This window comes from Pseudooceanicola lipolyticus (assembly GCF_002786325.1).
Lineage (GTDB): Bacteria > Pseudomonadota > Alphaproteobacteria > Rhodobacterales > Rhodobacteraceae > Pseudooceanicola_C > Pseudooceanicola_C lipolyticus.
The window spans coordinates 1-21,573 of sequence record NZ_PGTB01000042.1 but is presented as its reverse complement, the minus strand read 5'-3'; the positions used below and the strand labels follow the sequence as shown (position 1 = coordinate 21,573).

Annotated in this window: 21 protein-coding genes; 14 read left to right on the top strand and 7 right to left on the bottom strand. The window is 65.5% G+C overall.

What is annotated here, in order from left to right; translation table 11 throughout:
* Positions 1–19: 19 nt before the first annotated feature.
* From CVM52_RS12075 to CVM52_RS12065, 3 genes are read left to right on the top strand one after another with little or no spacing between them, the layout of a single operon-like run.
* Positions 20–505 carry an NUDIX hydrolase gene (locus CVM52_RS12075; protein ID WP_240620949.1) on the top strand — a complete coding sequence of 162 codons (486 nt, stop codon included), beginning with the start codon at positions 20–22 and terminating at the stop codon, positions 503–505.
* 37 nt (positions 506–542) lie between these two features.
* Positions 543–962: a DUF1178 family protein gene (locus CVM52_RS12070; protein ID WP_100162750.1), complete on the top strand. Its 420-nt coding sequence runs from the start codon at positions 543–545 to the stop codon at positions 960–962.
* A gap of 2 nt (positions 963–964) precedes the next feature.
* The gene (locus CVM52_RS12065) at positions 965–1,609 is read left to right on the top strand and encodes an SDR family NAD(P)-dependent oxidoreductase (RefSeq protein ID WP_100162749.1); all 645 of its coding nucleotides are present in this window, start codon (positions 965–967) and stop codon (positions 1,607–1,609) included.
* A 7-nt stretch (positions 1,610–1,616) separates the two neighbouring features.
* Here the strand turns inward: CVM52_RS12065 and CVM52_RS12060 are convergent, their stop codons facing one another.
* A complete protein-coding gene (locus tag CVM52_RS12060) occupies positions 1,617–1,991 on the bottom strand; it encodes a VOC family protein (RefSeq protein WP_100162748.1) in 375 nt (124 codons plus the stop codon).
* Between the two features lie 148 nt (positions 1,992–2,139).
* On the opposite strand from CVM52_RS12060, the gene CVM52_RS12055 reads away from it, so the two are divergent.
* Complete coding sequence (locus CVM52_RS12055; protein ID WP_100162747.1) at positions 2,140–3,378, top strand: aspartate kinase; 1,239 nt, start codon at positions 2,140–2,142, stop codon at positions 3,376–3,378.
* A gap of 4 nt (positions 3,379–3,382) precedes the next feature.
* Here the strand turns inward: CVM52_RS12055 and CVM52_RS12050 are convergent, their stop codons facing one another.
* The 5 genes from CVM52_RS12050 to CVM52_RS12030 all read right to left on the bottom strand — a co-directional run bounded on the left by CVM52_RS12050 (position 3,383) and on the right by CVM52_RS12030 (position 9,574).
* Positions 3,383–4,162: a short-chain dehydrogenase/reductase gene (locus CVM52_RS12050; RefSeq protein WP_100162746.1), complete on the bottom strand. Its 780-nt coding sequence runs from the start codon at positions 4,160–4,162 to the stop codon at positions 3,383–3,385.
* 80 nt (positions 4,163–4,242) lie between these two features.
* Positions 4,243–4,824, bottom strand: coding sequence for a retropepsin-like aspartic protease family protein (locus CVM52_RS12045; protein WP_100162745.1), 582 nt, complete (start codon positions 4,822–4,824; stop codon positions 4,243–4,245).
* A 61-nt stretch (positions 4,825–4,885) separates the two neighbouring features.
* A complete protein-coding gene (locus CVM52_RS12040; RefSeq protein ID WP_100162744.1) occupies positions 4,886–5,503 on the bottom strand; it encodes a MarC family protein in 618 nt (205 codons plus the stop codon).
* 60 nt (positions 5,504–5,563) lie between these two features.
* Positions 5,564–7,624: an ATP-binding protein gene (locus CVM52_RS12035; protein WP_100162743.1), complete on the bottom strand. Its 2,061-nt coding sequence runs from the start codon at positions 7,622–7,624 to the stop codon at positions 5,564–5,566.
* Between the two features lie 96 nt (positions 7,625–7,720).
* Positions 7,721–9,574 (bottom strand): ABC-F family ATP-binding cassette domain-containing protein, encoded by a 1,854-nt coding sequence (locus CVM52_RS12030; RefSeq protein WP_100162742.1) that lies wholly within the window; start codon positions 9,572–9,574, stop codon positions 7,721–7,723.
* Positions 9,575–9,764: 190 nt separating this feature from the next.
* On the opposite strand from CVM52_RS12030, the gene ndk reads away from it, so the two are divergent.
* The 9 genes from ndk (at position 9,765) to phoB (ending at position 19,163) form a co-directional block, all read left to right on the top strand.
* Positions 9,765–10,187 carry a nucleoside-diphosphate kinase gene (gene ndk / locus CVM52_RS12025; protein WP_100162741.1) on the top strand — a complete coding sequence of 141 codons (423 nt, stop codon included), beginning with the start codon at positions 9,765–9,767 and terminating at the stop codon, positions 10,185–10,187.
* A 251-nt stretch (positions 10,188–10,438) separates the two neighbouring features.
* Entirely contained in the window at positions 10,439–11,626 is a 1,188-nt protein-coding gene (locus CVM52_RS12020; RefSeq protein WP_100162740.1) for a trans-sulfuration enzyme family protein, read from the top strand.
* A gap of 13 nt (positions 11,627–11,639) precedes the next feature.
* Entirely contained in the window at positions 11,640–12,686 is a 1,047-nt protein-coding gene (locus CVM52_RS12015) for an ATP-binding protein (RefSeq protein ID WP_100162739.1), read from the top strand.
* 256 nt (positions 12,687–12,942) lie between these two features.
* On the top strand, positions 12,943–13,983 hold the full coding sequence (locus tag CVM52_RS12010; RefSeq protein WP_100162757.1) for a substrate-binding domain-containing protein: 1,041 nt from the start codon (positions 12,943–12,945) through the stop codon (positions 13,981–13,983).
* 108 nt (positions 13,984–14,091) lie between these two features.
* Positions 14,092–15,573, top strand: a complete 1,482-nt coding sequence (pstC, locus tag CVM52_RS12005; RefSeq protein WP_100162738.1) for a phosphate ABC transporter permease subunit PstC — start codon at positions 14,092–14,094, stop codon at positions 15,571–15,573.
* Positions 15,570–16,928 carry a phosphate ABC transporter permease PstA gene (gene pstA / locus CVM52_RS12000; RefSeq protein WP_100162737.1) on the top strand — a complete coding sequence of 453 codons (1,359 nt, stop codon included), beginning with the start codon at positions 15,570–15,572 and terminating at the stop codon, positions 16,926–16,928. Before pstC ends, pstA begins: the two co-directional genes overlap by 4 nt.
* 14 nt (positions 16,929–16,942) lie before the next feature.
* Positions 16,943–17,740, top strand: a complete 798-nt coding sequence (pstB, locus tag CVM52_RS11995; protein ID WP_100162736.1) for a phosphate ABC transporter ATP-binding protein PstB — start codon at positions 16,943–16,945, stop codon at positions 17,738–17,740.
* A gap of 16 nt (positions 17,741–17,756) precedes the next feature.
* On the top strand, positions 17,757–18,470 hold the full coding sequence (gene phoU / locus CVM52_RS11990; protein ID WP_100162735.1) for a phosphate signaling complex protein PhoU: 714 nt from the start codon (positions 17,757–17,759) through the stop codon (positions 18,468–18,470).
* A gap of 3 nt (positions 18,471–18,473) precedes the next feature.
* A complete protein-coding gene (gene phoB, locus CVM52_RS11985) occupies positions 18,474–19,163 on the top strand; it encodes a phosphate regulon transcriptional regulator PhoB (protein WP_100162734.1) in 690 nt (229 codons plus the stop codon).
* 59 nt (positions 19,164–19,222) lie between these two features.
* Here the strand turns inward: phoB and CVM52_RS11980 are convergent, their stop codons facing one another.
* Entirely contained in the window at positions 19,223–20,134 is a 912-nt protein-coding gene (locus tag CVM52_RS11980; RefSeq protein WP_100162733.1) for a LysR substrate-binding domain-containing protein, read from the bottom strand.
* Positions 20,135–20,233: 99 nt separating this feature from the next.
* Here CVM52_RS11980 and CVM52_RS11975 point away from each other — a divergent pair, with 99 nt between their 5' ends.
* Positions 20,234–21,457: an acyl-CoA dehydrogenase gene (locus tag CVM52_RS11975; protein WP_100162732.1), complete on the top strand. Its 1,224-nt coding sequence runs from the start codon at positions 20,234–20,236 to the stop codon at positions 21,455–21,457.
* Positions 21,458–21,573 lie beyond the last annotated feature (116 nt).

Genomic DNA, 21,573 nt, shown 5'->3' with positions numbered 1-21,573 from the left:
CAAGCGGGAGTCCGTGGGCATGGTCAGCCAGATGCCGCACCTGATCCGGGCAGACTCCGAGCCACCCCTGCAGGGGCAGTTCGGCGCGCTGTGCTACAAGATTGATCGGGGCAAGCTGAAATTCCTGCTGATCACCTCGCGGCGCACCGGGCGCTGGGTGATCCCGAAAGGCTGGCCGATCGCCGGGCTGACTCCCGGCGCCTCGGCCGCGCGCGAAGCCTGGGAAGAGGCCGGGGTGCGGGGCCTGGCGCGCGAGCAGTGTGTCGGGCTGTACCTCTATGCCAAGATCCTGCGGCGCGGTCCGGACCTGCCCTGCGCCGTCCAGGTCTATCCGGTGAAGGTCGAGGCGCTGAAGGCGGATTTTCCGGAAAAGAAGCAGCGCCGCCGCCGCTGGTTTTCACCCCGAAAAGCGGCCGCGCGGGTGGCCGAAGCCGAATTGGCGCGAATCCTGCGCGAATTTGACCCACGCGCGCTGCAACCGGGCGACTTGAACTTAACGGCCTGATGTATATTTATAAATTAGACGAAAAATCGGGCCGGATATGATCCAGTATGCGCTCAAATGTGCCGAAGGGCACACATTCGACAGTTGGTTCCAGTCGGCGGAGGCGTTCGACCGGCTGGCCCGCACCGGTATGGTCAGCTGCGCGGTCTGCGGCGGAACCAAGGTGGAAAAGGCGGTGATGACGCCGCGTGTCAGCACCGGCGAGAAGCCGAAAGGCCCGCTGTCCAAACCGGCCAGCCCGGCCGAGCAGGCGATGGCCGAACTGCGCCGCCGGGTGGAAGAAAACTCGGACTATGTCGGCGCCGATTTCGTGCGCGAGGCGCGGGCGATGCATGACGGCGACATCCCCGAACGGGCAATTTATGGCGAGGCGCGTATCGACGAGGCGCGCAAGCTGGCCGAAGACGGCATCCCGGTGGCGCCGCTGCCCTTCATGCCCAACCGCAAAAGCAACTGAGCATGCATGTGTTGATCACTGGCACCGGCCGCGGCGTCGGCCAGGCGCTGGCGCAGCGCTATCGCGATGCCGGCGACGCGGTGACCGGCACTGCGCGCGACGGCAGCGCCGAGGTGGCGCTGGACGTGGCGGTGCCGGCGCAGTTTTCGCAGCTCTCGCAGCATCTGGGCGATCGGGCGGTCGATCTGCTGGTGTGCAATGCCGGGGTCTATCTGGACAAGGGGCACGCGCTGGACAGCGGCTATGACCCCGCGTTGTGGGCGACGACCTTCGCGGTGAATGTCACCGGCGTGTTCCTGACCGTGCAGGCGGCGCTGCCCAATCTGAAGCGCGCGGCGCAGCCGAAAATCGCGATTATCTCGTCGCAGATGGCCACCCAGACCAACGCGCCAGGCGGCAGCTATATCTACCGGTCGTCCAAGGCGGCGGCGCTGAACCTGGGCCGCAACCTGGCGGTGGATCTGCGCCGCGATGGCATTGCCGTGGGCATCTATCATCCCGGCTGGGTACAGACCGACATGGGCGGCAGTGCGGCGGCGATCACCGTGGACGAGGCGGCGGCGGGCCTGGTCGAGCGGTTTGCGGCGCTGTCGATGGGCACCACCGGCTGTTTCGAAACCTGGGACGGACGGGCGCACCCGTTGTAAGCCGGACTCACGAGCGGTCGAGCTGCCGCGCGACAAACCATTGCGTGCCATCCGGCGCGCGCAGGCCGCCACGGCGGTCGCCGTCGCCCTTTTCCATCATCGGTTGGATCACCTCGGCCCCGGCGGCGATTGCGCGGTCGAAGGCGGCATCGGGATCGTCCAGGTAGAGATGCAGCATCGCGGGCGGGCCCTTGGCCTCACCCATCATCAACACGCTGTCGCCGATGCGGCATTCGGCGTGCAGGATGCCGCCGCCTTCGTTGGAAAACACCCGAAGCCGTTCGGCGCCGAACACCGTTTCGCAAAAGCTCAGCACCGCCTCTGCATCGCGGACTAGCAGGTAGGGTGCCAGATCGGTGTAGCCGTCGGGTTTGTGGGCCATGCGGTTTTCTGTCAGCGCCAGAGCGCTGCTGTCAAGGCGTCGCGGGGCAGGGCAGACGCTTATGCAAGGCGGCAGCTGCCAAATCCGGTTGCTCTTGCCGCGGCGCGCGCGTAAAGCGGGCGCGTTCTGGGGACAACAGGGAAGGTCCATGCCAGTTCTGGTAATGAAATTCGGGGGCACCTCGGTGGCGACGCTGGATCGGATCCGGCGCGCGGCCAAGCGCGTGGGTGTCGAGGTGGCCAAGGGCTATGACGTGATCGTCATCGTCTCGGCGATGGCGGGCGAGACCAACAAGCTGGTCGGCTATGTCGACGAGACCTCGCCGCTGTATGACGCGCGCGAATATGATGCGGTGGTGTCCTCGGGCGAGAACGTGACCGCCGGGCTGATGGCGCTGACGTTGCAGGAAATGGACGTGCCGGCGCGCAGCTGGCAGGGCTGGCAGGTGCCGCTGCAGACCACGTCGGGCCATTCGGCGGCGCGGATCCTGGATATTCCCACCGACAACATCACCCGCAAGTTCGGCGAAGGCATGCGCGTGGCGGTGGTGGCCGGGTTCCAGGGCATCAGCCCCGAAGGCCGGATCACCACGCTGGGCCGCGGTGGATCGGACACCACGGCGGTGGCCTTTGCCGCCGCCTTCCAGGCCGAGCGCTGTGACATCTATACCGATGTCGACGGGGTCTATACCACCGATCCGCGCATCTGCGAGAAGGCGCGCAAGCTGGACCGCATCGCCTTTGAAGAGATGCTGGAGCTGGCCTCGCTGGGCGCCAAGGTGCTGCAGACCCGCTCGGTCGAGCTGGCGATGCGCTACAAGGTGCGCCTGCGGGTGCTGTCGAGTTTCGAGGAACAGTCCGACCACGCGGGCACGCTGGTTTGCGACGAGGAGGAAATCATGGAATCCAAAGTGGTGGCGGGCGTGGCCCATTCGCGCGACGAAGCCAAGATGACCCTGCTGTCGGTGGCCGACCGGCCGGGGATCGCGGCAACGATCTTTTCCGCGCTGTCCGAGGCAAATGTGAACGTCGACATGATCGTCCAGAACATTTCCGAAGAGGGCCGCACCGACATGACCTTCTCCTGCCCCACCGACCAGGTGGCGCGGGCCGAGGTGGCGCTGTCGGATATCAAGGAAAAGGGCATCCTGAACTTTGCCGAACTGGTGGCCGACACCAATGTCTGCAAGGTCTCGGTGGTGGGCATCGGCATGCGCTCGCAATCCGGGGTGGCCGCCAAGATGTTCAAGGTGCTGGCCGACGAGGGCATCAACATCAAGGTGATCACCACCTCCGAGATCAAGATCTCGGTGCTGGTGGACCGCAAATATATGGAACTGGCGGTTCAGGCCCTGCACGACGCCTTCGAACTGGACCAGGCGTCCTGAGGGATCAGCCCCGCCACTGCCGGCCGCCGTCCAGATCGACAACGGTGCCGGACAGGTAGTGGACGCGGGGCGAGGCCAGCATCACCGCCAGCGCGGCAACCTCTTCGGGCGTTTTCGTGCGGCCGAAGGGATGGTCGGCGGGGTCGATCAGGTCGGGCCATTTCTCCGGGTCGCCGAATTTGCTCTGCGCCTGCTGGCGCAGCCGGTTGATCATCCGGTCGGTCCGCGTGACCGAGGGGTTGATCCCGAAGACCCGCACATTGTCGGCGGTGGTGCCGGCGCCCAGCGCATTGGTGAAGCCGATCAGCGCGGCATTGCCCGCGGCGCCGACGATATAATCGGGGCGCACCGCGCGCCCGCCCAGGCCGATGATGTTGATCACCGTTCCGGATTGGCGCTGCTGCATCTGCGGCACGTACAGCTTGCACAGGTGGATATAGCCCCAGACCTTGAGGTCGAAGCCGCTGCGCCAGTCTGCCAGGCTCATCTCGTCCAGCGAGCCGCGCTGGATGGCGCCGGCATTGTTGACCAGGATGTCGATATCGGGGCAGGCGGCGAACAGCGCCTCGCGGCCCGCATCCGCAGAGAGATCGGCGGTCACGCTGTCGACGCGGGCGCCGGTTTCGGCGGTCAGGCGCGCGGCCTCCTGTTCCAGCACCTCGGTGCGGCGGGCCACCAGGGTGACGCGTGCGCCTTCGCGGGCGAATTCGCCGGCGATGGCCAGGCCAATGCCCTTGGACGCGCCGGTCACCAATACGTGCCGGTCCTTCAGGTTCAATTCCATGCTGCGTTCTCCCGTCGCGATGCGAGGGGCAGTCTAGAAAGAAATTCGCGGAATGCCATGGGGTCTGAGCCTGCCGCGGCTCAGCGCGCCAGCACCAGTTTGCCGCCCGAGATCTCGATCCGGTCGAAGCGCTGGAGATAGGTCATTCCCAGCAGCGAATTGCGCATTTCGCCATCATTGACCGAGGCGCGCAGGTCGCGATCGGTCACGTCGCCGATGCGGACGGTATCGAGATAGACCGTCGCCACCTTGACCTGGCCATTGGCGGTCTGCGCGCGGCCGAGGAACTGGGTGTTGTCCAGGTCGATCCCGACCTTTTCGGCATCCGCGCGGGTCAGCACCATGTCGGTTGCGCCAGTGTCGATGACAAAGCGCACCGGCCGGTCGTTGATGTCGAGCGTCAGGTAATAATGCCCGTCGGGCGCTCGCGGCACGGTGATTTCGCCGGTCTCGGCGCTGACACTGTGGCTGAAGGTGCTGGCCTGGCGGATATCGCCCCACAGTCCGACCGCGGCGATCACGCCGATGAAGATCAGCACCCAAAGCGCCGCCTGCTGTACCATCTTGTTCATCGAGCGGCGGTTGTTCACCACATACCAGAACACCAGCGCCGCGCCGAGCAGGGCGAGATAGAGAAAGCTGGCAATCTGGTCCGGATTCATCGGGGCGGGTCCTTTGGTCTGCCCTCAAGATATAGGGAGGCGCGGCGCCTGCGCCAATGCGTCAGGGGGCGAAGCCGAAGTCGCGCAGCCCGTCCAGCACGAATTGCACCGACAGCGCCGCCAGCAACATGCCCAGCAGCCGGGTGACCACGTTGATGCCGGTACGGCCCAGCAGGCGTTCCAGCAGGCTGCTGGCCAGGAACAGCAGCAGCGCCAGCAGGATCACCGCCAGGGTCACGGCGAAGGCGATGGTCAGCCCCTCGAGCCCCGGACGCTGTCCGGCCAGCAGGATGATCGAGGCGATGGCGCCGGGTCCGGCGATCAGCGGGATGCCCAGCGGAAACACCGAGGGGTCGTGGTGGTCGTCGGTTTCGGCGCGGTCCTCGCGCCGCTTGGTGCGGCGTTCGAACAGCATGTCCAGCGCGGTCAGGAACAGCAGGATGCCGCCGGCAACCCGGAAGGCGGGCATCGAGATGCCGACAAAGTTCAGCACCGCCTCGCCGAACAGGGCGAACACCGCCAGCACGCAGGTGGCGGTGATGCAGGCGCGCAGGGCGATGGCGCGCCGGGCCTGGGCCGGCAGGCCCTGGGTCAGCGCCACGAACAGCGGCGCCAGCCCCGGCGGGTCGATCACCACGAACATGGTGACGAAGGCGGTGATGACAAAGGTCCAGTCCATGTGGTCCCGGTGGTTGTGCCGGGGCATAGGACCACGCGGCGTGGGGGCTTGCCAAGACGTCTAGGCGCCGTTCGGCGGCTGCCTGAGCGTTTCGGTCACGACCCGGCGCAGGGTGGCGCGGCTGACCGGTTTCTGTAGGAAGGGCAGTTTCGCCGCCCAGGGGATTTGCTGGCGCTGGTTTTCCGATTCATAGCCCGAGGACAGGATCACCTTGGTGGAGGGATAGGCCTCGATCACCCGGCGTGCCAGGTCATGGCCCTGGATCGGGCCGGGCATCACCAGGTCGGTGATCACCAGGTCGAATGGCGTTTCGCTTTGGGCCAGTCGTTCCAGCGCCTGATCGGCGTTGAAGGCAACCGTGACCTTGTGTCCGTCGCCCTGCAACTGGCGGGCGATCACGCGGGTCACCGCCTCTTCATCATCGACCACCAGGATAAAGGCGCCCGCGGCGGGCGGCGCCTGCGACAGATCGGGTTCGGGGATGGTCTGGGGCGCCATCAGCCCGGTCAGCGGGAAATACATGGTTATGGTGGTGCCGTTGCCCGGCGCGCTTCCGATCCGCAGACCGCCGCCGGACTGGTGGCAAAATCCCGACACCATCGACAGGCCCAGGCCCGAGCCTTCGCCGGCCTCCTTGGTGGTGAAAAACGGCTCGGTCGCGCGGGCCAGGGTGGCGGCGTCCATGCCCTGACCATCGTCGGCGACGGTGACGGTGACATAGGTGCCCTGAGTCATCCGGATCTCATCGGCAAAGCCGGTCAGGTGATCGGAATCGACGCTGGCCAGATCGCTGGTCACGTTGATCCGGCCGCCCTGGGGCTGGGCGTCGCGGGCGTTGATCAGCAGGTTCAGCAGCGCCTGCTGGAAGTTGCCGCTGTCGATCTGGGCGATGGCGCGGGGCGAGCTCAGCCGGGTGGTGACGGCGATATTGGCCGGGCAGATGCGGCGGAACATCACCAGGCTGGATTTGACCAGGTCGTCGAGCACATGCGGTTCGGGTTCCAGCCGCGATTTGCGGCCATAGGCCAGCAACTGGCGGGTCAGCCCGGCGGCGTGGTTGGCGGCGTCGATGGCCTCTGCCACGCCGCTGCCGTTGTTTTTGTTCTCGGGATCCTCGGCCAGCAGTTCCAGGTTGCCCAGGATCACTGTCAACGTGTTGTTGAAATCATGCGCGACGCCGCCGACCAGCTGGCCCAGCGCCTCGACCTTCTGAGTGCGCACCATCGCCAGTTCAGTGGCCTGCCGGGTGCGTTCGCTTTCCAGGAAGGACAGTTCGGTCTCGCGCGTGCGGCGTTCGGAGAGGTTGACCCGGTGGGCGAAATAGATCGCCGAGGTGCCGGCCAGCACGATCATCGCGAAGGCCAGCAGCGCCAGCCGGAAATCGGGCGATACCAGTTCCAGATGGGTGGCGTACAGCGTCAGCATGCACAGAACCGGTGGGCCGACCAGAAACAGCGGCAGCAGCCGGCGCAGCAGCTGGCTGCCGGGTTCGGGGGCCAGGATGATGCCGACCCAGCCTTGACGCGGCTGCAACAAAAGCAGGGCGACGATCAGGCACAGCAGACTGATCGCGGTGTGCAGCGCCATTGCGGTATAGATCGGGTTGGCGAACATCGCCTGGGCGTTGAACAGGTAGCCCAGGATCGGGATCGTCACCACCGCCAGCCCCAGCGAGGCCAGGGAGGGCAGCAGGATGCTGTCATCGCGCACAGAGTATGGTGCCAGAAAAAGGCTGACGGCGACGGTAAGGCAGCCAAGCAGGCTGGCAATCGACATGTCGTCATCGTTCTGCAACCGTTCGAGGCTGATCGGGGACAGCAGGGCGACAGCCACGATGCCTGCGATCAGCAGGCCGCAGAGCTGGGGCAGCCAGTCGCGGCCAGTGCGGAACAGGCTTAGGGTGCCGAGACCGCCCAGAAGAATGCTCAGCGCGGTTTCCGGCACCATCGCGGGATAATCCGGATGAATCCGCACAAAAAAATCGATCCCGCCGGTCCAGCCAAGGATCAAGGCCGCCAGCGCGACCGCAATTGCAGCCGAGGCAAGCAGAGTTGCTTGGTCCCTATATTCCCGCTGAGCCCCCTTGGCGTAATCAACCGACAAGCTGTCGGTTGGCGACATAGCCCGCTCCCAATAATCAAAAAGAATGAGGGGAGGATGACTCGTTTAATTCCAATTAGCTATAGATTCTTTAAAGGGTTTCGGAATTGGCGGGAATTAGGAGATTTGGCCCTCGGCGGCTTCCAATTTCTCAACCGCGGTCAGCCACAGCGATTCGGCGCGGTCGAGCCCGTCCATCACCTCGGCATATTTCTTCTGCCAGACCTCGATTTCGCCCTTGCGCTGATCTTCATACAGCGTCGGATCGGCCAGCTTGGTCGCCAGCTTGTCGCGCATTTCGTTCAGCTTCTCGATGCGCTGCTCGCCTTTCCTGACATCGGCCCGCAGCGCCATCAGCGCCTCGCGCGAGGGGCGTTTGGGCTTTGGCGCCTCGGCCTTGGGTGCGGCCTTGGGCGGCGCGAGCAGCATCGCGCGATAGGCGTCCAGGTCGTCCTCGTAGGGTTTGACCGATCCGCCCGAAACCAGCCACAGCCGGTCGGCCACCAGGCTCAGCAAATGCATGTCGTGGCTGACCAGGATCACCGCGCCGGTATATTCGGTCAGCGCCTCGACTAGGGCCTCGCGGCTTTCAATATCCAGGTGGTTGGTCGGTTCGTCCAGGATCAGCATATGCGGCGCGTCGATGGTGGCGAGCAGCAACGACAGCCGCGCCTTTTGCCCGCCGGACAGGCGGCCGACCTCGGTATCGGCCTGCGCCGCGCCCAGGCCGAAGCCGGCCAGCCGCGCGCGCCAGCGTGACGGGGATTCCGCCGGGCGCAGGCGACGCAGGTGATCCAGCGGGGTTTCGTCGATATGCAGCTCGTCGACCTGGTGCTGGGCGAAATAGCCGATGCGCAGCTTGGACGAGCGCACCATCTTGCCGGTCATCAGCGGCAGCCGGTCTGACAGCAGTTTGGCCAGCGTCGATTTGCCCTGGCCGTTGCGGCCCAGCAGCGCGATGCGGTCATCCTGGTCGATGCGCAGGTTCAGCCGTTGCAGCACCGGCTTGCCCTCATAGCCGGTGGCGCCATCCTCGATGGCGATGATCGGCGGCGACATTTCCTCCGGTTCCGGGAAGGAAAAGGCGCGCAGCGCCGCCTCTTGCGGCGTGTTGATCGGTTTCAGCTTGGCGATCATCTTCAGGCGCGACTGGGCCTGCACCGCCTTGGACGCCTTGGCGCGGAAGCGGTCGACAAAGCTTTGCAGATGGGCGCGGCGCGCCTCCTGCTTTTTCATCTCGGCCTCGGCCACGGCCAGACGGGCGGCGCGGGTCTCGGCGAATTTGTCGTAATTGCCCTGGTACAGCGTCAGCTTGCGGTCTTCCAGGTGCAGGATCGCCCCCACCGCCCGGTTCAGCAGGCCGCGGTCATGGCTGATCACCACCACGGTATGGGGGTATTTCGCCAGGTAGCTTTCCAGCCACAGCGCGCCTTCGAGATCGAGATAGTTGGTCGGTTCGTCCAGCAACAGCAGGTCGGGCTGGGCAAACAACACCGCCGCCAGCGCCACCCGCATCCGCCAGCCGCCGGAATAGGCCGAACAGGGGCGCTGCTGTTCCTCGTCGTCAAAGCCCAGGCCCTTGAGGATCGAGGCGGCGCGCGCCTCGGCCGACCAGGCGTCGATATCGGCCAGACGGGTCTGGACCTCGGCAATCCGGGCGGGGTCGCTGGTGGTGTCGGCTTCGGCCAGCAGCGCCGCACGTTCGGTATCGGCGGCCAGCACGGTGTCGATCAGCGACACCGAAGACGAGGGCACCTCTTGCGCGACGCCGCCGATGCGCGCGCGGCTGGGCAGGGTAATGGCGCCCGATTCCAGCGCCAGTTCGCCCCGGATCAGGCGGAACAGCGTGGTCTTGCCGGTGCCGTTGCGGCCCACAAGCCCGACCTTGTGGCCGGTCGGGATTGCCGCCGAGGCGCCGTCGAACAGGGGGCGGCCTTCGACCGCGTAGGTGATGTTTTCGATCCGCAACATTCGCGCGCTCTAGCAGAGTCGCCGGGGGCAGGAAAGCCATCGTCGCCGTTGGCGATATTGCAATGCAGCAAATGCCCGTCAGACCGCCGACTGCACCCTTTCCAAAGCGCATGGCCCATGCTAACCGGGCGCCGATTTCATCTGGACGGGGCCAAGGGGCCGCCGGCCCGCAACGCACGGAGATGCCCAAATGGCACTGGAACGCACGTTTTCGATCATCAAGCCCGACGCCACCCGCCGCAACCTGACCGGCAAGATCAATGCCAAGTTCGAAGAGGCCGGTCTGCGCATCGTCGCGCAGAAGCGGATCCACATGACCAAGGAACAGGCCGGCGTGTTCTACGAGGTGCACAAGGAACGCCCGTTCTATGATGAACTGTGCGAATTCATGTCCTCGGCTCCGGTTGTGGTGCAGGTGCTGGAAGGCGAAAACGCCATCGCCAAGAACCGCGAAATCATGGGCGCCACCAACCCAGCCGATGCCGCGCCGGGCACCATCCGCGCCGAATTTGCCGAAAGCGTCGGTGAAAACTCGGTCCACGGGTCGGACGCGCCGGAAACCGCCGCGGTCGAGATCGCCTATTTCTTCTCGGGCCTCGAACTGGTCGGCTAAGCCGACCGGCGCAGCAGGGCGGCAGGCCAAGTTGATGTGATACATCAATTGGTGCGCTGAACACGCTGAGGTCGTTACAAGAACAAACGGGCCGGCATCTTCCATGGGAAGGCGCCGGCCCGGTTCGTTTCGGGGATGTGACGAAGGCTGCCGGTGGTGTGGCAGCGAAAGTGGCGGCGCGCGCGGTGGCTTGTCTCGCCGGGAATCGCGCCCTAAACCTCGGGGCCGAAGCCAATCGAAGGATCCCGACCATGAGAAACGCGCGCGGCTCGCTGATGCGGCCCTTTCCGCTGCCCGGCAGTGCCAGCCACCCGGTGACCACGCCGCTGTCGCCCTCGGTGGTGTATGCAAGCGAAACGCCCGATGCGCTGGACGACCAGTATGAAGGGCGTGTGCACGGCTATACCTATTCGCGCGAAGGGCATCCGAATGCCGACGTGGTGGCCGCGACCCTGGACGCGCTGGAAGGCGCCGAGGGCGGGGTTGTCACCGGGTCGGGCATGGGCGCGGTGTCGGCGGTCCTGCTGGGGCTGTTGAAATCAGGCGATCACGTGATTGGCGGCAACCAGCTGTATGGCCGGTCGCTGCGGATGATGAAGGAGGATCTGCCGCGCCTGGGCATCGCCACCTCGCTGGCCGATCCCGGCGATGTGGCGGCGGTGCGGGCGGCGCTCCGGCCCGAAACCCGGATGGTGCTGGTCGAGGTAGTGTCGAACCCGACGCTGCGGGTGGCCGATATTGCCGGGCTGGCGGCGCTGTGCCGGGAACGGGGCCTGCTGTTCGTGGTCGACAACACCTTCACCACGCCGCGCGGCTTTCGCCCGTTCGAGCATGGCGCCGATATCGTGATCCATTCGATCACCAAGCTGCTGGCGGGCCATTCCGACGTGATGCTGGGCTATGCCGTGGCGCGCGACCCGGCGCTGAACGACCGGCTGCGGGTGTTTTCGGTGACCACCGGGCTGACACCCAGCCCGTTCGACTGCTGGCTGGCGGAACGCGGGATGCTGACCTTTCCGCTGCGCTTTGACCGGGCGCAGGCCAGCGCCGCGCAACTGGCCGATCACCTGGCGGGGCTGCCGGGGGTGGCGCGGGTGATCTACCCGCTGCGCGCCGATCATCCCGATGCCGCCCGGGCGCAGGCGCTGCTGGGCGGGCAGGGCTGCAACATGGTGAGCTTCGAGCTGAAGGGCGGGCGCCAGGCGGCCAATGCCTTTACCCGCGCCGCCGAGGGGCTGAGTTTTGCACCGACCTTGGGCGACGTGGGCACCACGCTGTCGCATCCGGCCTCGTCCTCGCACCGGGCGCTGACGCCCGAGGACCGCGCGGCGCTGGGCCTGTCAGAGGGGTTTTTCCGCGTCTCGGTGGGGCTGGAAGAGCCCGCGGCATTGCTGGACGTGTTCACCGGGGCGGTCGCGGCGGCCGTTCCGGCGGCCTGACGAGGGCCCGGCTGTGAGCGGCCCCTCGATTGCCGACATGCTGGCCGCGGTGCCGATCCCGGCGCTGGTGGTCGACCTGGGCGAACGCATCATCGCCGCCAATGCCGATGCCCGGACGCTGCTGGGTCAGCAGATCGTCGGGCGGCATTTCACCACGATCCTGCGTCAGCCCGATCTGGCCGAGGCGATCGAGGCGACCCTGCGCGACCTGCGTCCGCGCCAGGCGCGCTATCTCACCAATGATGGTGCGCAAGACGCGTCCTTTGACGTCTACTGTCGGATGGTGCCGCAATCGCGGGTGATGCTGGTCAGCTTTCAGGATGTGACCCACCTGGAACAGGCCGGCCAGATGCGCCGCGACTTTGTCGCCAATGTCAGCCACGAGCTGCGCACCCCGCTGACCGCGCTGATCGGCTTTATCGAAACGTTGCGCGGTGCGGCCAGCGATGACGCCGCCGCACGCGACCGGTTCCTGGCGATCATGCAGGACGAGGCGGGGCGGATGAACCGGCTGGTCGGCGACCTGCTGTCGCTGAGCCGGGTCGAGGGGGAAGAGCGGGTGCGCCCGCGCGAAGAGGTCGATCTGAGCGGGCAGCTGGGCTCGGTGCTGAATTCGCTGCGGCCGCTGGCCGAGGAGGCCGGGGTGGCCTTTTGGTTCGACAAGCCCGAGGCGGCGGTGATCATTCCCGGCGATGCGGACCAGCTGCGGCAGGTGTTCACCAACCTGATCGAGAACGCGATCAAATACGGCGGCTCGGGCGGCGCGGTGAACGTGATTGTGACGGTCTCCGAGCGTGACCCGGCATTGCGTGCGCCGGCGGTGCGGGTGCAGGTGATCGACCGCGGGCCGGGGATCGACCCGATGCACCTGCCGCGCCTGACCGAACGGTTCTACCGCGCCGACAGCCATCGCAGCCGGCAACTGGGCGGCACCGGTCTGGGCCTGGCCATCGTCAAGCATATCGTCAACCGTCATCGCGGCCGGCTGCGGGTGGAAAGCACGCTGGGCGAGGGCGCGACATTCACGGTGATTCTGCCTTCGGCGGGTGCGAGCGGATAATCTTCGGCCGTGGCCGGGGGCGATTGCCGTTGATTTTCCTCTCCCCGATCTTTCGCGAGCAAGTGCCTGTGCCACGGGCAAAAAACCACGGGTGAACGCCAGCGGCGAGAGCGTTGAAAACCGGGGGTCGGGGCAGAATCCGACACTGTCATAAAAGCGTTACATACCTGTCACAAAACCATTGCACGTCCCCTATAGCTGCGGGGCCAAGATCATCATGGGGGTGATCCAAAATATTCCGAACCAGGAGACACTGATGTCGTTTGCAAAAATGACCGCATCCGGGCTGGCCATCGCCGCCATGTCCGCAACCGTTGCCGCCGCCCGTGACCAGGTGCAGGTCGCCGGGTCGAGCACCGTGCTGCCCTATGCGTCCATCGTCGCCGAAGCCTTTGGCGAAAACTTCGACTTCCCGACACCCGTGGTTGAATCGGGCGGCTCCTCGGCTGGCCTCAAGCGTTTCTGCGAAGGCGTCGGCGAGAACACCATCGATATCGCCAACGCCTCGCGCGCGATCCGCGAGAAAGAGGTTCAGGCCTGTGCCGAAGCTGGCGTGACCGACATCATCGAAGTGCGCATCGGCTATGACGGGATCGTCTTCGCCAGCCAGATCGACGGCCCGGACTACACCGCGTTTGAGCCGGCCGACCTGTTCAACGCCTTGGGTGCCAAGGTGCTGGTGGACGGCGCCATCGTCGACAACCCGTATAACAGCTGGGCCGAGTTCAACGGCGAACTGCCCGACGCCGAAATCAACGCCTTCATCCCCGGCACCAAGCACGGCACCCGTGAAGTGTTCGAGGAAAAGGTCCTGGCCGTGGGCTGTGAAGAAACCGGCGCGCTGGCCGCGATGATCGAAAGCGGCATGTCGGAAGACGATGCCGAGGATGCCTGCATTGCCGTGCGCACCGATGGCAAATCGGTCGATATCGATGGCGACTATACCGAGACCCTGGCCCGCATCGACGCCAACAAGGACGGCATCGGCGTGTTCGGCCTGGCCTTCTACGAAAACAACACCGACAAGCTGAAAGTGGCGACCATGTCGGGTGTTGAGCCGGCCACCGAAACCATCGCCTCGGGTGAATACCCGGTGTCGCGCCCGCTGTTCTTCTACATCAAGAAAGCGCATATCGGCGTGATCCCCGGCCTGAAGGAATTCGCTGAATTCTTCGTCTCCGACGACATGGCCGGCCCCGATGGCCCGCTGGCCGAATACGGCCTGGTGTCGGATCCGGAGCTGGGCGAAACCCAAAGCGCCGTGGCCGACGAAAAGACCATGGGCTCGTCCTCGTAAGCGGCGACAAGTTGCGGAACGGCGCGCCCTGTTGGCGCGCCGTTTTTCTGGCCAAGGCGCCGCCATGCGCCCGAGGCCCCAAGACAGTTTTTCGGGTAGGGGAATCCGATGTCGGCCACCTGGCTATTCTTGATTGTCCTTGCACTGGCCGTTGCGGGCTATGTGGTGGGACGCGGCCGCGCCCTGGCTTCGGCCGGCGGTGACAGCCGCCATCTGCATTCGCTGCCGAATTATTACGGCATCAACGCCGCGCTGTTCGTGCTGGTGCCGTCGCTTCTGCTGCTGGCGATCTGGCTGATTGTTCAGCCGGTTGTCATCGAAAGCAACGTGCAGGGCATGATCCCCGCCGACAGCTATACCGGCAGCGGCGAGCTGAGCCTGATCATGTCGGATGTGCGCCGGGTGGCCGAGGGGCTGAACCTGGCAGTGGCCCAGGGCGTGATGAGCAACGAGGCGGTTGCCGGTCTGAACGCCGATGCCACCAATATCCGCGAGCGGCTGGGCGAGGTCGGCGTCGCGCTGGGCTCGGACGTGGGGCCCAGCACGCTGGCCGCGGCGCAGGAATACCGTTCGCAAAGCGGCACCGGTCTGTGGGTGCGCAACATCCTGGTGCTGATCATCGCGGTGGCCGGGCTGGCCCTGGCGATTTCACGCACCAACAAGGAGTTCCGCGCCCGCAACACGGTGGAAACCGTGGTGTTGCTGCTGTTGATCGGCGCCGCGTCGATTGCGATCCTGACCACGTTGGGCATCGTGCTGTCGCTGATCTTCAACACCGTCGAATTCTTCAAACTGTACCCGGCCGCCGACTTTTTCTTCGGTCTGAACTGGGCGCCCAGCTTTTCCGGCCGCGGCGGCGCTTCGGAACTTGGGGTGCTGCCGCTGTTCTGGGGCACGCTCTATATCTCGCTGATCGCGCTGGCCGTGGCGGTGCCCATCGGGTTGTTCGCCGCGATCTACCTGTCGGAATATGCCTCGCCGCTGGTCCGTGGTGTGGCCAAGCCGCTGCTGGAGGTGCTGGCCGGTATCCCCACCATCGTCTACGGCCTGTTCGCGCTGTTGACCGTGGGGCCGCTTCTGGTTTCGGTCTTCGGCGATGGCGGGCTGCTGGGCGTCGGCTGGATGGGCGGCGGCACGGCGGTGATGACCGCCGGGCTGGTCATGGGCATCATGCTGATCCCGTTTGTCAGTTCGCTGTCCGATGACATCATCAACGCGGTGCCGCAGGCGATGCGCGACGGCTCGCTGGGGCTGGGCGCGACGCATTCGGAAACCATTCGCCAGGTGGTGCTGCCCGCGGCGTTGCCGGGGATCGTCGGCGCCGTGCTGCTGGCCGCCTCGCGCGCCATCGGCGAGACGATGATCGTGGTGCTGGGTGCCGGGGCGGCTGCGCGGCTGTCGATGAACCCGTTCGAGGCGATGACCACGGTCACCGCCAAGATTGTCAGCCAGCTGACCGGCGATGCCGATTTTGCCTCGGCTGAGGCGCTGGTGGCCTTTGCCCTGGGGATGACGCTGTTCGTCATCACCCTGGCCCTTAACTTTCTGGCGCTGTGGATCGTGCGGAAATACCGGGAGCAATACGAATGACCGACGCAACCAATCCTGGACCGATTTCCGCCGGCGGGCGCAAATCCTCGCTCTATGCGCTGGATGCCCGGACGCGCAGCCGAAACGCCGCGGAAGGCCGTTTCAAGGTCTATGGCATCATCGCGATCTCGATCGGCCTGATCTTCCTGGCCGCGCTACTTTACGCGATCATCCGCAACGGCGTGCCGGCCTTTACCCAGACCTTCGTGTCGGTTCCGATCGAGCTGACCGAAGCAAAGCTGGACAAGAACGGCAACCGCGACCCGGCCGACCTGCGCAAGGTGTCGACCTTTGGCTATGCGCCGCTGATCGATACCGCGCTGGCGCGGGCGCTGGACGAGGCCGGCATCGAGTCGCCTTTTGAAAAAGACAAGGACCTGCGCGACATGATCTCGGCCTCGGCGCCGGCACAGATCCGCGACTATGTTCTGGCCAATCCCGAGCAGATCGGCAGCACCGTTGAATTCACGCTGCTCGCCTCGTCGCGTGTCGATGGGTATTTCAAGGGACGGGTGACGCGCGAGGCGCTGGCACGCGACAAGAACCTGGATGCCGAACATCTGGACATCGCCGATGCGATGCAGGAGGCGGGGCTGTTGAAGCGGAGCTTCAACTGGTCGTTCATCTTCGGTGCCGACGCCTCGGAGAGCCGACCGGAACAGGCCGGGCTTGGGGTGTCGATGCTGGGCTCGCTGTTCATGATGTTCGTGGTGCTGGTGTTGACGCTGCCGATCGGGGTGGCGGCGTCGATCTACCTGGAGGAATTCGCGCCCAAGAACCGCTGGACCGACCTGATCGAGGTCAATATTTCGAACCTGGCGGCGGTGCCGTCCATCGTGTTCGGGATCCTGGGCCTGGCGGTGTTCATCCAGTTTGCCGGCCTGCCGCAATCGGCGCCCCTGGTCGGCGGTCTGGTGCTGACGCTGATGACCCTGCCGACGATCATCATCTCGACCCGTGCCTCGCTGAAGGCGGTGCCGCCGTCGATCCGCGATGCGGCGCTGGGCGTGGGCGCGTCGAAGATGCAGGCGGTGTTCCACCATGTGCTGCCGCTGGCGGCGCCGGGGATCCTGACCGGCACCATCATCGGGCTGGCGCAGGCGCTGGGCGAAACCGCGCCGCTGCTGCTGATCGGCATGGTCGGCTATATCGCCTCGAACGTTCCTGACGGCATCGCGGCCGGGTTCCTGTCGCCGAACTCGGCGATGCCGGCGCAGATCTATGAATGGGCGAAACGGGCCGATCCGGCCTATTATGAACGGGCCTGGGGCGGGATCATCATTCTGCTGGTGGTTCTCATCACCATGAACACGGTGGCCGTGATTCTGCGCCGCCGCTTTGAACGCCGCTGGTAAGAGGGGTAAACACGATGAATGACATGACCGCCGTGGAGAGGGCCGTGGACAGCAAGGACATCAAGATTGCCGCAACCGGCGTGCAGGTCTTTTACGGCGACACGCACGCCATCAAGGACGTGAATGTCAGGATCGAGGACAAGACCGTCACCGCCTTTATCGGCCCGTCGGGCTGCGGCAAGTCGACGTTCCTGCGCTGCCTGAATCGCATGAACGACACCATCGATATCTGCCGGGTCCAGGGCGAGATCCTGCTGGATGGCGAGGATATCTACGACAAGAAGGTCGATCCGGTGCAACTGCGCGCCAAGGTGGGCATGGTGTTCCAGAAGCCGAACCCGTTCCCCAAGTCGATCTATGACAACATCGCCTATGGTCCGCGCATTCACGGCCTGGCCAAGAGCAAGGCGGATCTGGACGAGATCGTCGAGAAGTCGCTGCGCCGCGGTGCGATCTGGGACGAGGTGAAGGACCGGCTGCACGCGCCGGGCACCGGTCTGTCGGGCGGGCAGCAGCAGCGTCTGTGCATCGCCCGCGCGGTGGCCACCGAGCCGGAAGTCCTGCTGATGGACGAGCCCTGTTCGGCGCTGGACCCGATTGCTACGGCGCAGGTTGAAGAACTGATCGACGAGCTGCGCGAGAACTACTCGGTGGTGATCGTCACTCACTCGATGCAGCAGGCCGCGCGGGTGAGCCAGAAAACCGCCTTTTTCCACCTCGGAAACCTGGTCGAGTTCGGCGAGACCGGACAGATCTTCACCAATCCCGAAGATCCCCGGACCGAAAGCTATATCACCGGCCGCATCGGCTGAGACAGGACATAGGACCATGACGGATCAACATATCGCCTCTGCCTTCGACCGCGATCTCGAAGCCATCCAGGCGCGGATCATGAAGATGGGTGGGCTGGTCGAGGCCGCCATCCGCAACGCCGCGCTGTCGCTGGAAACCCGCGACGAGGAACTGGCCGAGCAGGTCCGCGCCGGCGACAAGGCCATCGACGGGCTGGAAGAGCTGATCAACGAGGAAACCGCCCGGCTGATCGCGCTGCGCGCGCCGACGGCGGTGGACCTGCGGCTGGTGCTGAGCGTGCTGAAGATCAGCAACAACCTGGAACGCATCGGCGATTACGCCAAGAACATCGCCAAGCGCACCGGGGTTCTGAGCCAGATGAGCGCGGTCAGCGACAGCGCCGCCGCGCTGCGCCGGATGGCGCGCGAGGTGGAACTGATGCTTAAAAACGTGCTGGACGCCTATATTCAGCGCGACGCCGAACTGGCCAATGACGTGATCCTGCAGGATCGCGAGGTGGACCAGATGTACAACGCGCTGTTCCGCGAATTCCTGACCTTCATGATGGAAGACCCGCGCAACATCACGCCCTGCATGCATCTGCATTTCATCGCCAAGAACATCGAGCGCATGGGCGACCACGCCACTTCGATCGGCGAACAGGTGGTTTATCTGGTGACCGGTGACTACCCCGAAGAGGCACGTCCGAAGGCGGATACCACATCGGAAACGGCAATTCCGGGAAAGTAAGACATGAGCGTGAATCAACCCACTGTCCTGGTGGTCGAGGATGAACCGGCGCAACGCGAGGTGCTGGCCTATAACCTGGAGGCCGAAGGGTTCCGGGTGAGCAAGGCCGCCAGCGGCGACGAGGCATTGCTGCTGGTGGACGAGGACATGCCCGATATCATCGTGCTGGACTGGATGATGCCGGCACTGTCGGGGATCGAGGTCTGCCGGCGGCTGAAAATCCGACCCGAAACGCGCGGCATCCCGATCATCATGCTGTCGGCGCGTTCGGAAGAGGTGGATAAGGTGCGCGGCCTCGAGACCGGGGCGGATGACTACGTGGTCAAACCCTATTCGGTGATCGAGCTGATGGCGCGGGTGCGCTCGCAGCTGCGCCGGGTGCGCCCGGCCACGGTGGGGCTGCGGCTGGAATATGACGATATCGTGCTGGATGCCGAGACGCATAAGGTCAGCCGTTCGGACCAGCCGCTGAAGCTGGGACCGACCGAGTTTCGCCTGCTGTCGACCTTCATGGAAAAACCTGGCCGGGTGTGGTCGCGCGAGCAACTGCTGGACCGGGTCTGGGGCCGCGATATCTATGTCGATACCCGCACCGTGGACGTGCATATCGGCCGGCTGCGCAAGTCGCTGACCCAATATGGCGGCGCCGACCCGGTGCGCACGGTGCGCGGCGCCGGCTACGCGCTGGGCTGATCCGGGCGCAGCCCGGTCCCTCGTGGGCTGCGCTCGGGTCTACACGCCGAAAGAACAGATCAGCGCGGCAGCGGGTCTTCGGGCTGGGCCTTGGTGGCGAGCCAGTCGCGGAACGCGGTGAGCGAGGGGTTGCGGGCGTGGTCCAGCGGCCAGATCAGGTAATAGGCGCCGCTGGCCTCGACCGGGGTGCCATAGGCAGGCATCAGGCGGCCGGTGGCGATGTCCTGTTCGACCAGATAGTCGGGCATCAGCGCCACGCCCAGCCCGTGCAGCGCCGCCTGGGTGATGGTCGAGAACTGGTCGTGGATGGTGCCGGGCACCGGCCGGTCGACGGCAACGCCCTGGGCGGCGAACCAGTCGGCCCAGGCGCGCGGGCGGGTCTGGATATGCAGCAACGGCAGTTTCAGCAGCGCGCGGGGATCGGCGGGCGGGCCGGCGGGCAGCAGCGACGGCGCCGCCACCGGCAGCACGGATTCATGGCGCAGCAGCATCCGGCCGGTGCCGGGCCAGTCGCCGCTGCCGAAATGCAGCGCCGCGTCGAAGGGTTCGCTGGCGAAGTTGAACGGCACCAGCCGGGTTGACATGTTCACCGTCACCTCGGGATGCAGGCGCGCGAATTCCGGCAGGCGCGGCACCAGCCAGCGCATCCCGAAGGTGGGCAGGATGGCCAGGTTCAGGGTGCCGCCCACCGGCGCCGCCTGTAGCCGCAACGCCGCATTGGCCAGCCGGTTCAGCGCCTGGCGGATCTCGGCCGCATAATCCTGCGCCTCGGGCGTCAGGGTCAGCCGCTTGCGGCTGCGCTGCACCAGGTCCACGCCCATCTGTGCTTCCAGCGCCTGGATCTGACGGCTGACCGCGCCCTGGGTCAGCGCCAGTTCCTCGGCCACCGCCGAGGCGCTGCCCAGACGGTCGAGCGCTTCGAGCGCGCGCAGCGAGGCGATTGAGGGTAAAAGGCGACGGGGCGTGTTCATGTATGCGGTTTACTCATAAGTGATTGCGAAAGTCTCGCTGTTTTTTGCCGGGGTGCCGGATTATGTTGCGGCCATTCCATTCAATCGGAGGATTCCGCCATGAACGCGCCCGCCCCCTCGCTGAAACCCAAGGACGCCCCCGACCTGGGCCGCTTTGACTGGGCCGATCCCCTGCGCCTGGAGGATCAGCTGACCGAAGACGAACGCATGATCACCGACAGCGCCCGCGCCTACGCCCAAGAAAAGCTGCAGAGCCGGGTCAGCGAAGCCTATGCCAAGGAATTGGTCGAGCCGGAAATCTTCCGCGAGATGGGCGAGATGGGCCTGCTGGGCGTCACCGTACCCGAGCAATATGGCGGCATCGGCGCCGGTTACGTCAGTTATGGCCTGGTCGCCCGCGAGGTCGAGCGCGTCGACAGCGGCTATCGGTCGATGATGTCGGTGCAAAGCTCGCTGGTGATGTACCCGATCTATGCCTATGGCTCGGAAGAGCAGCGGCAGAAATACCTGCCGAAACTTGCGTCGGGGGAATATATCGGCTGCTTCGGCCTGACCGAGCCCGATGCCGGCAGCGATCCGGCGGGGATGAAGACCCGCGCGGTGAAGACGGCGGATGGCTACAAGCTGACCGGGTCGAAGATGTGGATCTCGAATTCGCCGATCGCCGATGTCTTCGTGATCTGGGCCAAATCCGAGGCGCATGGCGGCAAGATCCGTGGCTTCTTGCTGGAAAAGGGCATGAAGGGCCTGTCGGCGCCGAAGATCGAGAACAAGATGTCGCTGCGCGCCTCGGTCACCGGTGAAGTGGTGATGGATGGTGTCGAGGTGGGTGAGGACGCGCTGTTGCCCAATGTCGAAGGGCTGAAAGGGCCGTTCGGCTGTCTGAACCGCGCCCGCTATGGCATTGCCTGGGGCGCCATGGGCGCGGCCGAGTTCTGCTGGCACGCGGCGCGGCAATACGGGCTGGACCGGCAACAGTTCAACCGGCCGCTGGCGCAGACCCAGCTGTTCCAGAAGAAACTGGCCGACATGCAGACCGAGATTTCGCTGGGGCTGCAGGCGGCGCTGCGGGTTGGGCGGCTGATGGACGAGGCGCAGGCGGCGCCCGAGATGATCTCGATCATCAAGCGCAACAATTGCGGCAAGGCGCTGGATATCGCCCGGCTGGCACGCGACATGCATGGCGGCAACGGCATCAGCCTGGAATTCCAGGTGATCCGCCACGCCATGAACCTGGAGACGGTGAACACCTATGAAGGCACCCATGATGTGCACGCCCTGATCCTGGGACGGGCGCAGACCGGGCTGCAGGCGTTTTTCTGATCTCTGCCTGTTGTGCGCCCGGCGCTTTTTGCCGCCGGGCGCGGAAACCGAGGCCCCGGATCAGGTCCGGGGCCGCGTGGCGCGGGGGTCAGCCGCGCAGGCGGGCGGTGGCCTCG

What these genes read in the sequence shown, in the direction of transcription:
- CVM52_RS12070 (WP_100162750.1), top strand. Translation starts at nt 543, where the DNA reads ATGATCCAGTATGCGCTCAAATGTGCCGAAGGGCACACATTCGACAGT.
- ndk (WP_100162741.1), top strand. Translation starts at nt 9,765, where the DNA reads ATGGCACTGGAACGCACGTTTTCGATCATCAAGCCCGACGCCACCCGC.
- CVM52_RS12020 (WP_100162740.1), top strand. Translation starts at nt 10,439, where the DNA reads ATGAGAAACGCGCGCGGCTCGCTGATGCGGCCCTTTCCGCTGCCCGGC.
- CVM52_RS12035 (WP_100162743.1), bottom strand. Translation starts at nt 7,624, where the DNA reads ATGTCGCCAACCGACAGCTTGTCGGTTGATTACGCCAAGGGGGCTCAG.
- CVM52_RS12040 (WP_100162744.1), bottom strand. Translation starts at nt 5,503, where the DNA reads ATGGACTGGACCTTTGTCATCACCGCCTTCGTCACCATGTTCGTGGTG.
- CVM52_RS11975 (WP_100162732.1), top strand. Translation starts at nt 20,234, where the DNA reads ATGAACGCGCCCGCCCCCTCGCTGAAACCCAAGGACGCCCCCGACCTG.
- CVM52_RS12030 (WP_100162742.1), bottom strand. Translation starts at nt 9,574, where the DNA reads ATGTTGCGGATCGAAAACATCACCTACGCGGTCGAAGGCCGCCCCCTG.
- pstC (WP_100162738.1), top strand. Translation starts at nt 14,092, where the DNA reads ATGTCGGCCACCTGGCTATTCTTGATTGTCCTTGCACTGGCCGTTGCG.
- CVM52_RS12010 (WP_100162757.1), top strand. Translation starts at nt 12,943, where the DNA reads ATGTCGTTTGCAAAAATGACCGCATCCGGGCTGGCCATCGCCGCCATG.
- phoU (WP_100162735.1), top strand. Translation starts at nt 17,757, where the DNA reads ATGACGGATCAACATATCGCCTCTGCCTTCGACCGCGATCTCGAAGCC.
- CVM52_RS12065 (WP_100162749.1), top strand. Translation starts at nt 965, where the DNA reads ATGCATGTGTTGATCACTGGCACCGGCCGCGGCGTCGGCCAGGCGCTG.
- CVM52_RS12060 (WP_100162748.1), bottom strand. Translation starts at nt 1,991, where the DNA reads ATGGCCCACAAACCCGACGGCTACACCGATCTGGCACCCTACCTGCTA.
- CVM52_RS12050 (WP_100162746.1), bottom strand. Translation starts at nt 4,162, where the DNA reads ATGGAATTGAACCTGAAGGACCGGCACGTATTGGTGACCGGCGCGTCC.
- phoB (WP_100162734.1), top strand. Translation starts at nt 18,474, where the DNA reads ATGAGCGTGAATCAACCCACTGTCCTGGTGGTCGAGGATGAACCGGCG.
- CVM52_RS11980 (WP_100162733.1), bottom strand. Translation starts at nt 20,134, where the DNA reads ATGAACACGCCCCGTCGCCTTTTACCCTCAATCGCCTCGCTGCGCGCG.
- CVM52_RS12045 (WP_100162745.1), bottom strand. Translation starts at nt 4,824, where the DNA reads ATGAATCCGGACCAGATTGCCAGCTTTCTCTATCTCGCCCTGCTCGGC.
- pstA (WP_100162737.1), top strand. Translation starts at nt 15,570, where the DNA reads ATGACCGACGCAACCAATCCTGGACCGATTTCCGCCGGCGGGCGCAAA.
- pstB (WP_100162736.1), top strand. Translation starts at nt 16,943, where the DNA reads ATGAATGACATGACCGCCGTGGAGAGGGCCGTGGACAGCAAGGACATC.
- CVM52_RS12055 (WP_100162747.1), top strand. Translation starts at nt 2,140, where the DNA reads ATGCCAGTTCTGGTAATGAAATTCGGGGGCACCTCGGTGGCGACGCTG.
- CVM52_RS12075 (WP_240620949.1), top strand. Translation starts at nt 20, where the DNA reads ATGGTCAGCCAGATGCCGCACCTGATCCGGGCAGACTCCGAGCCACCC.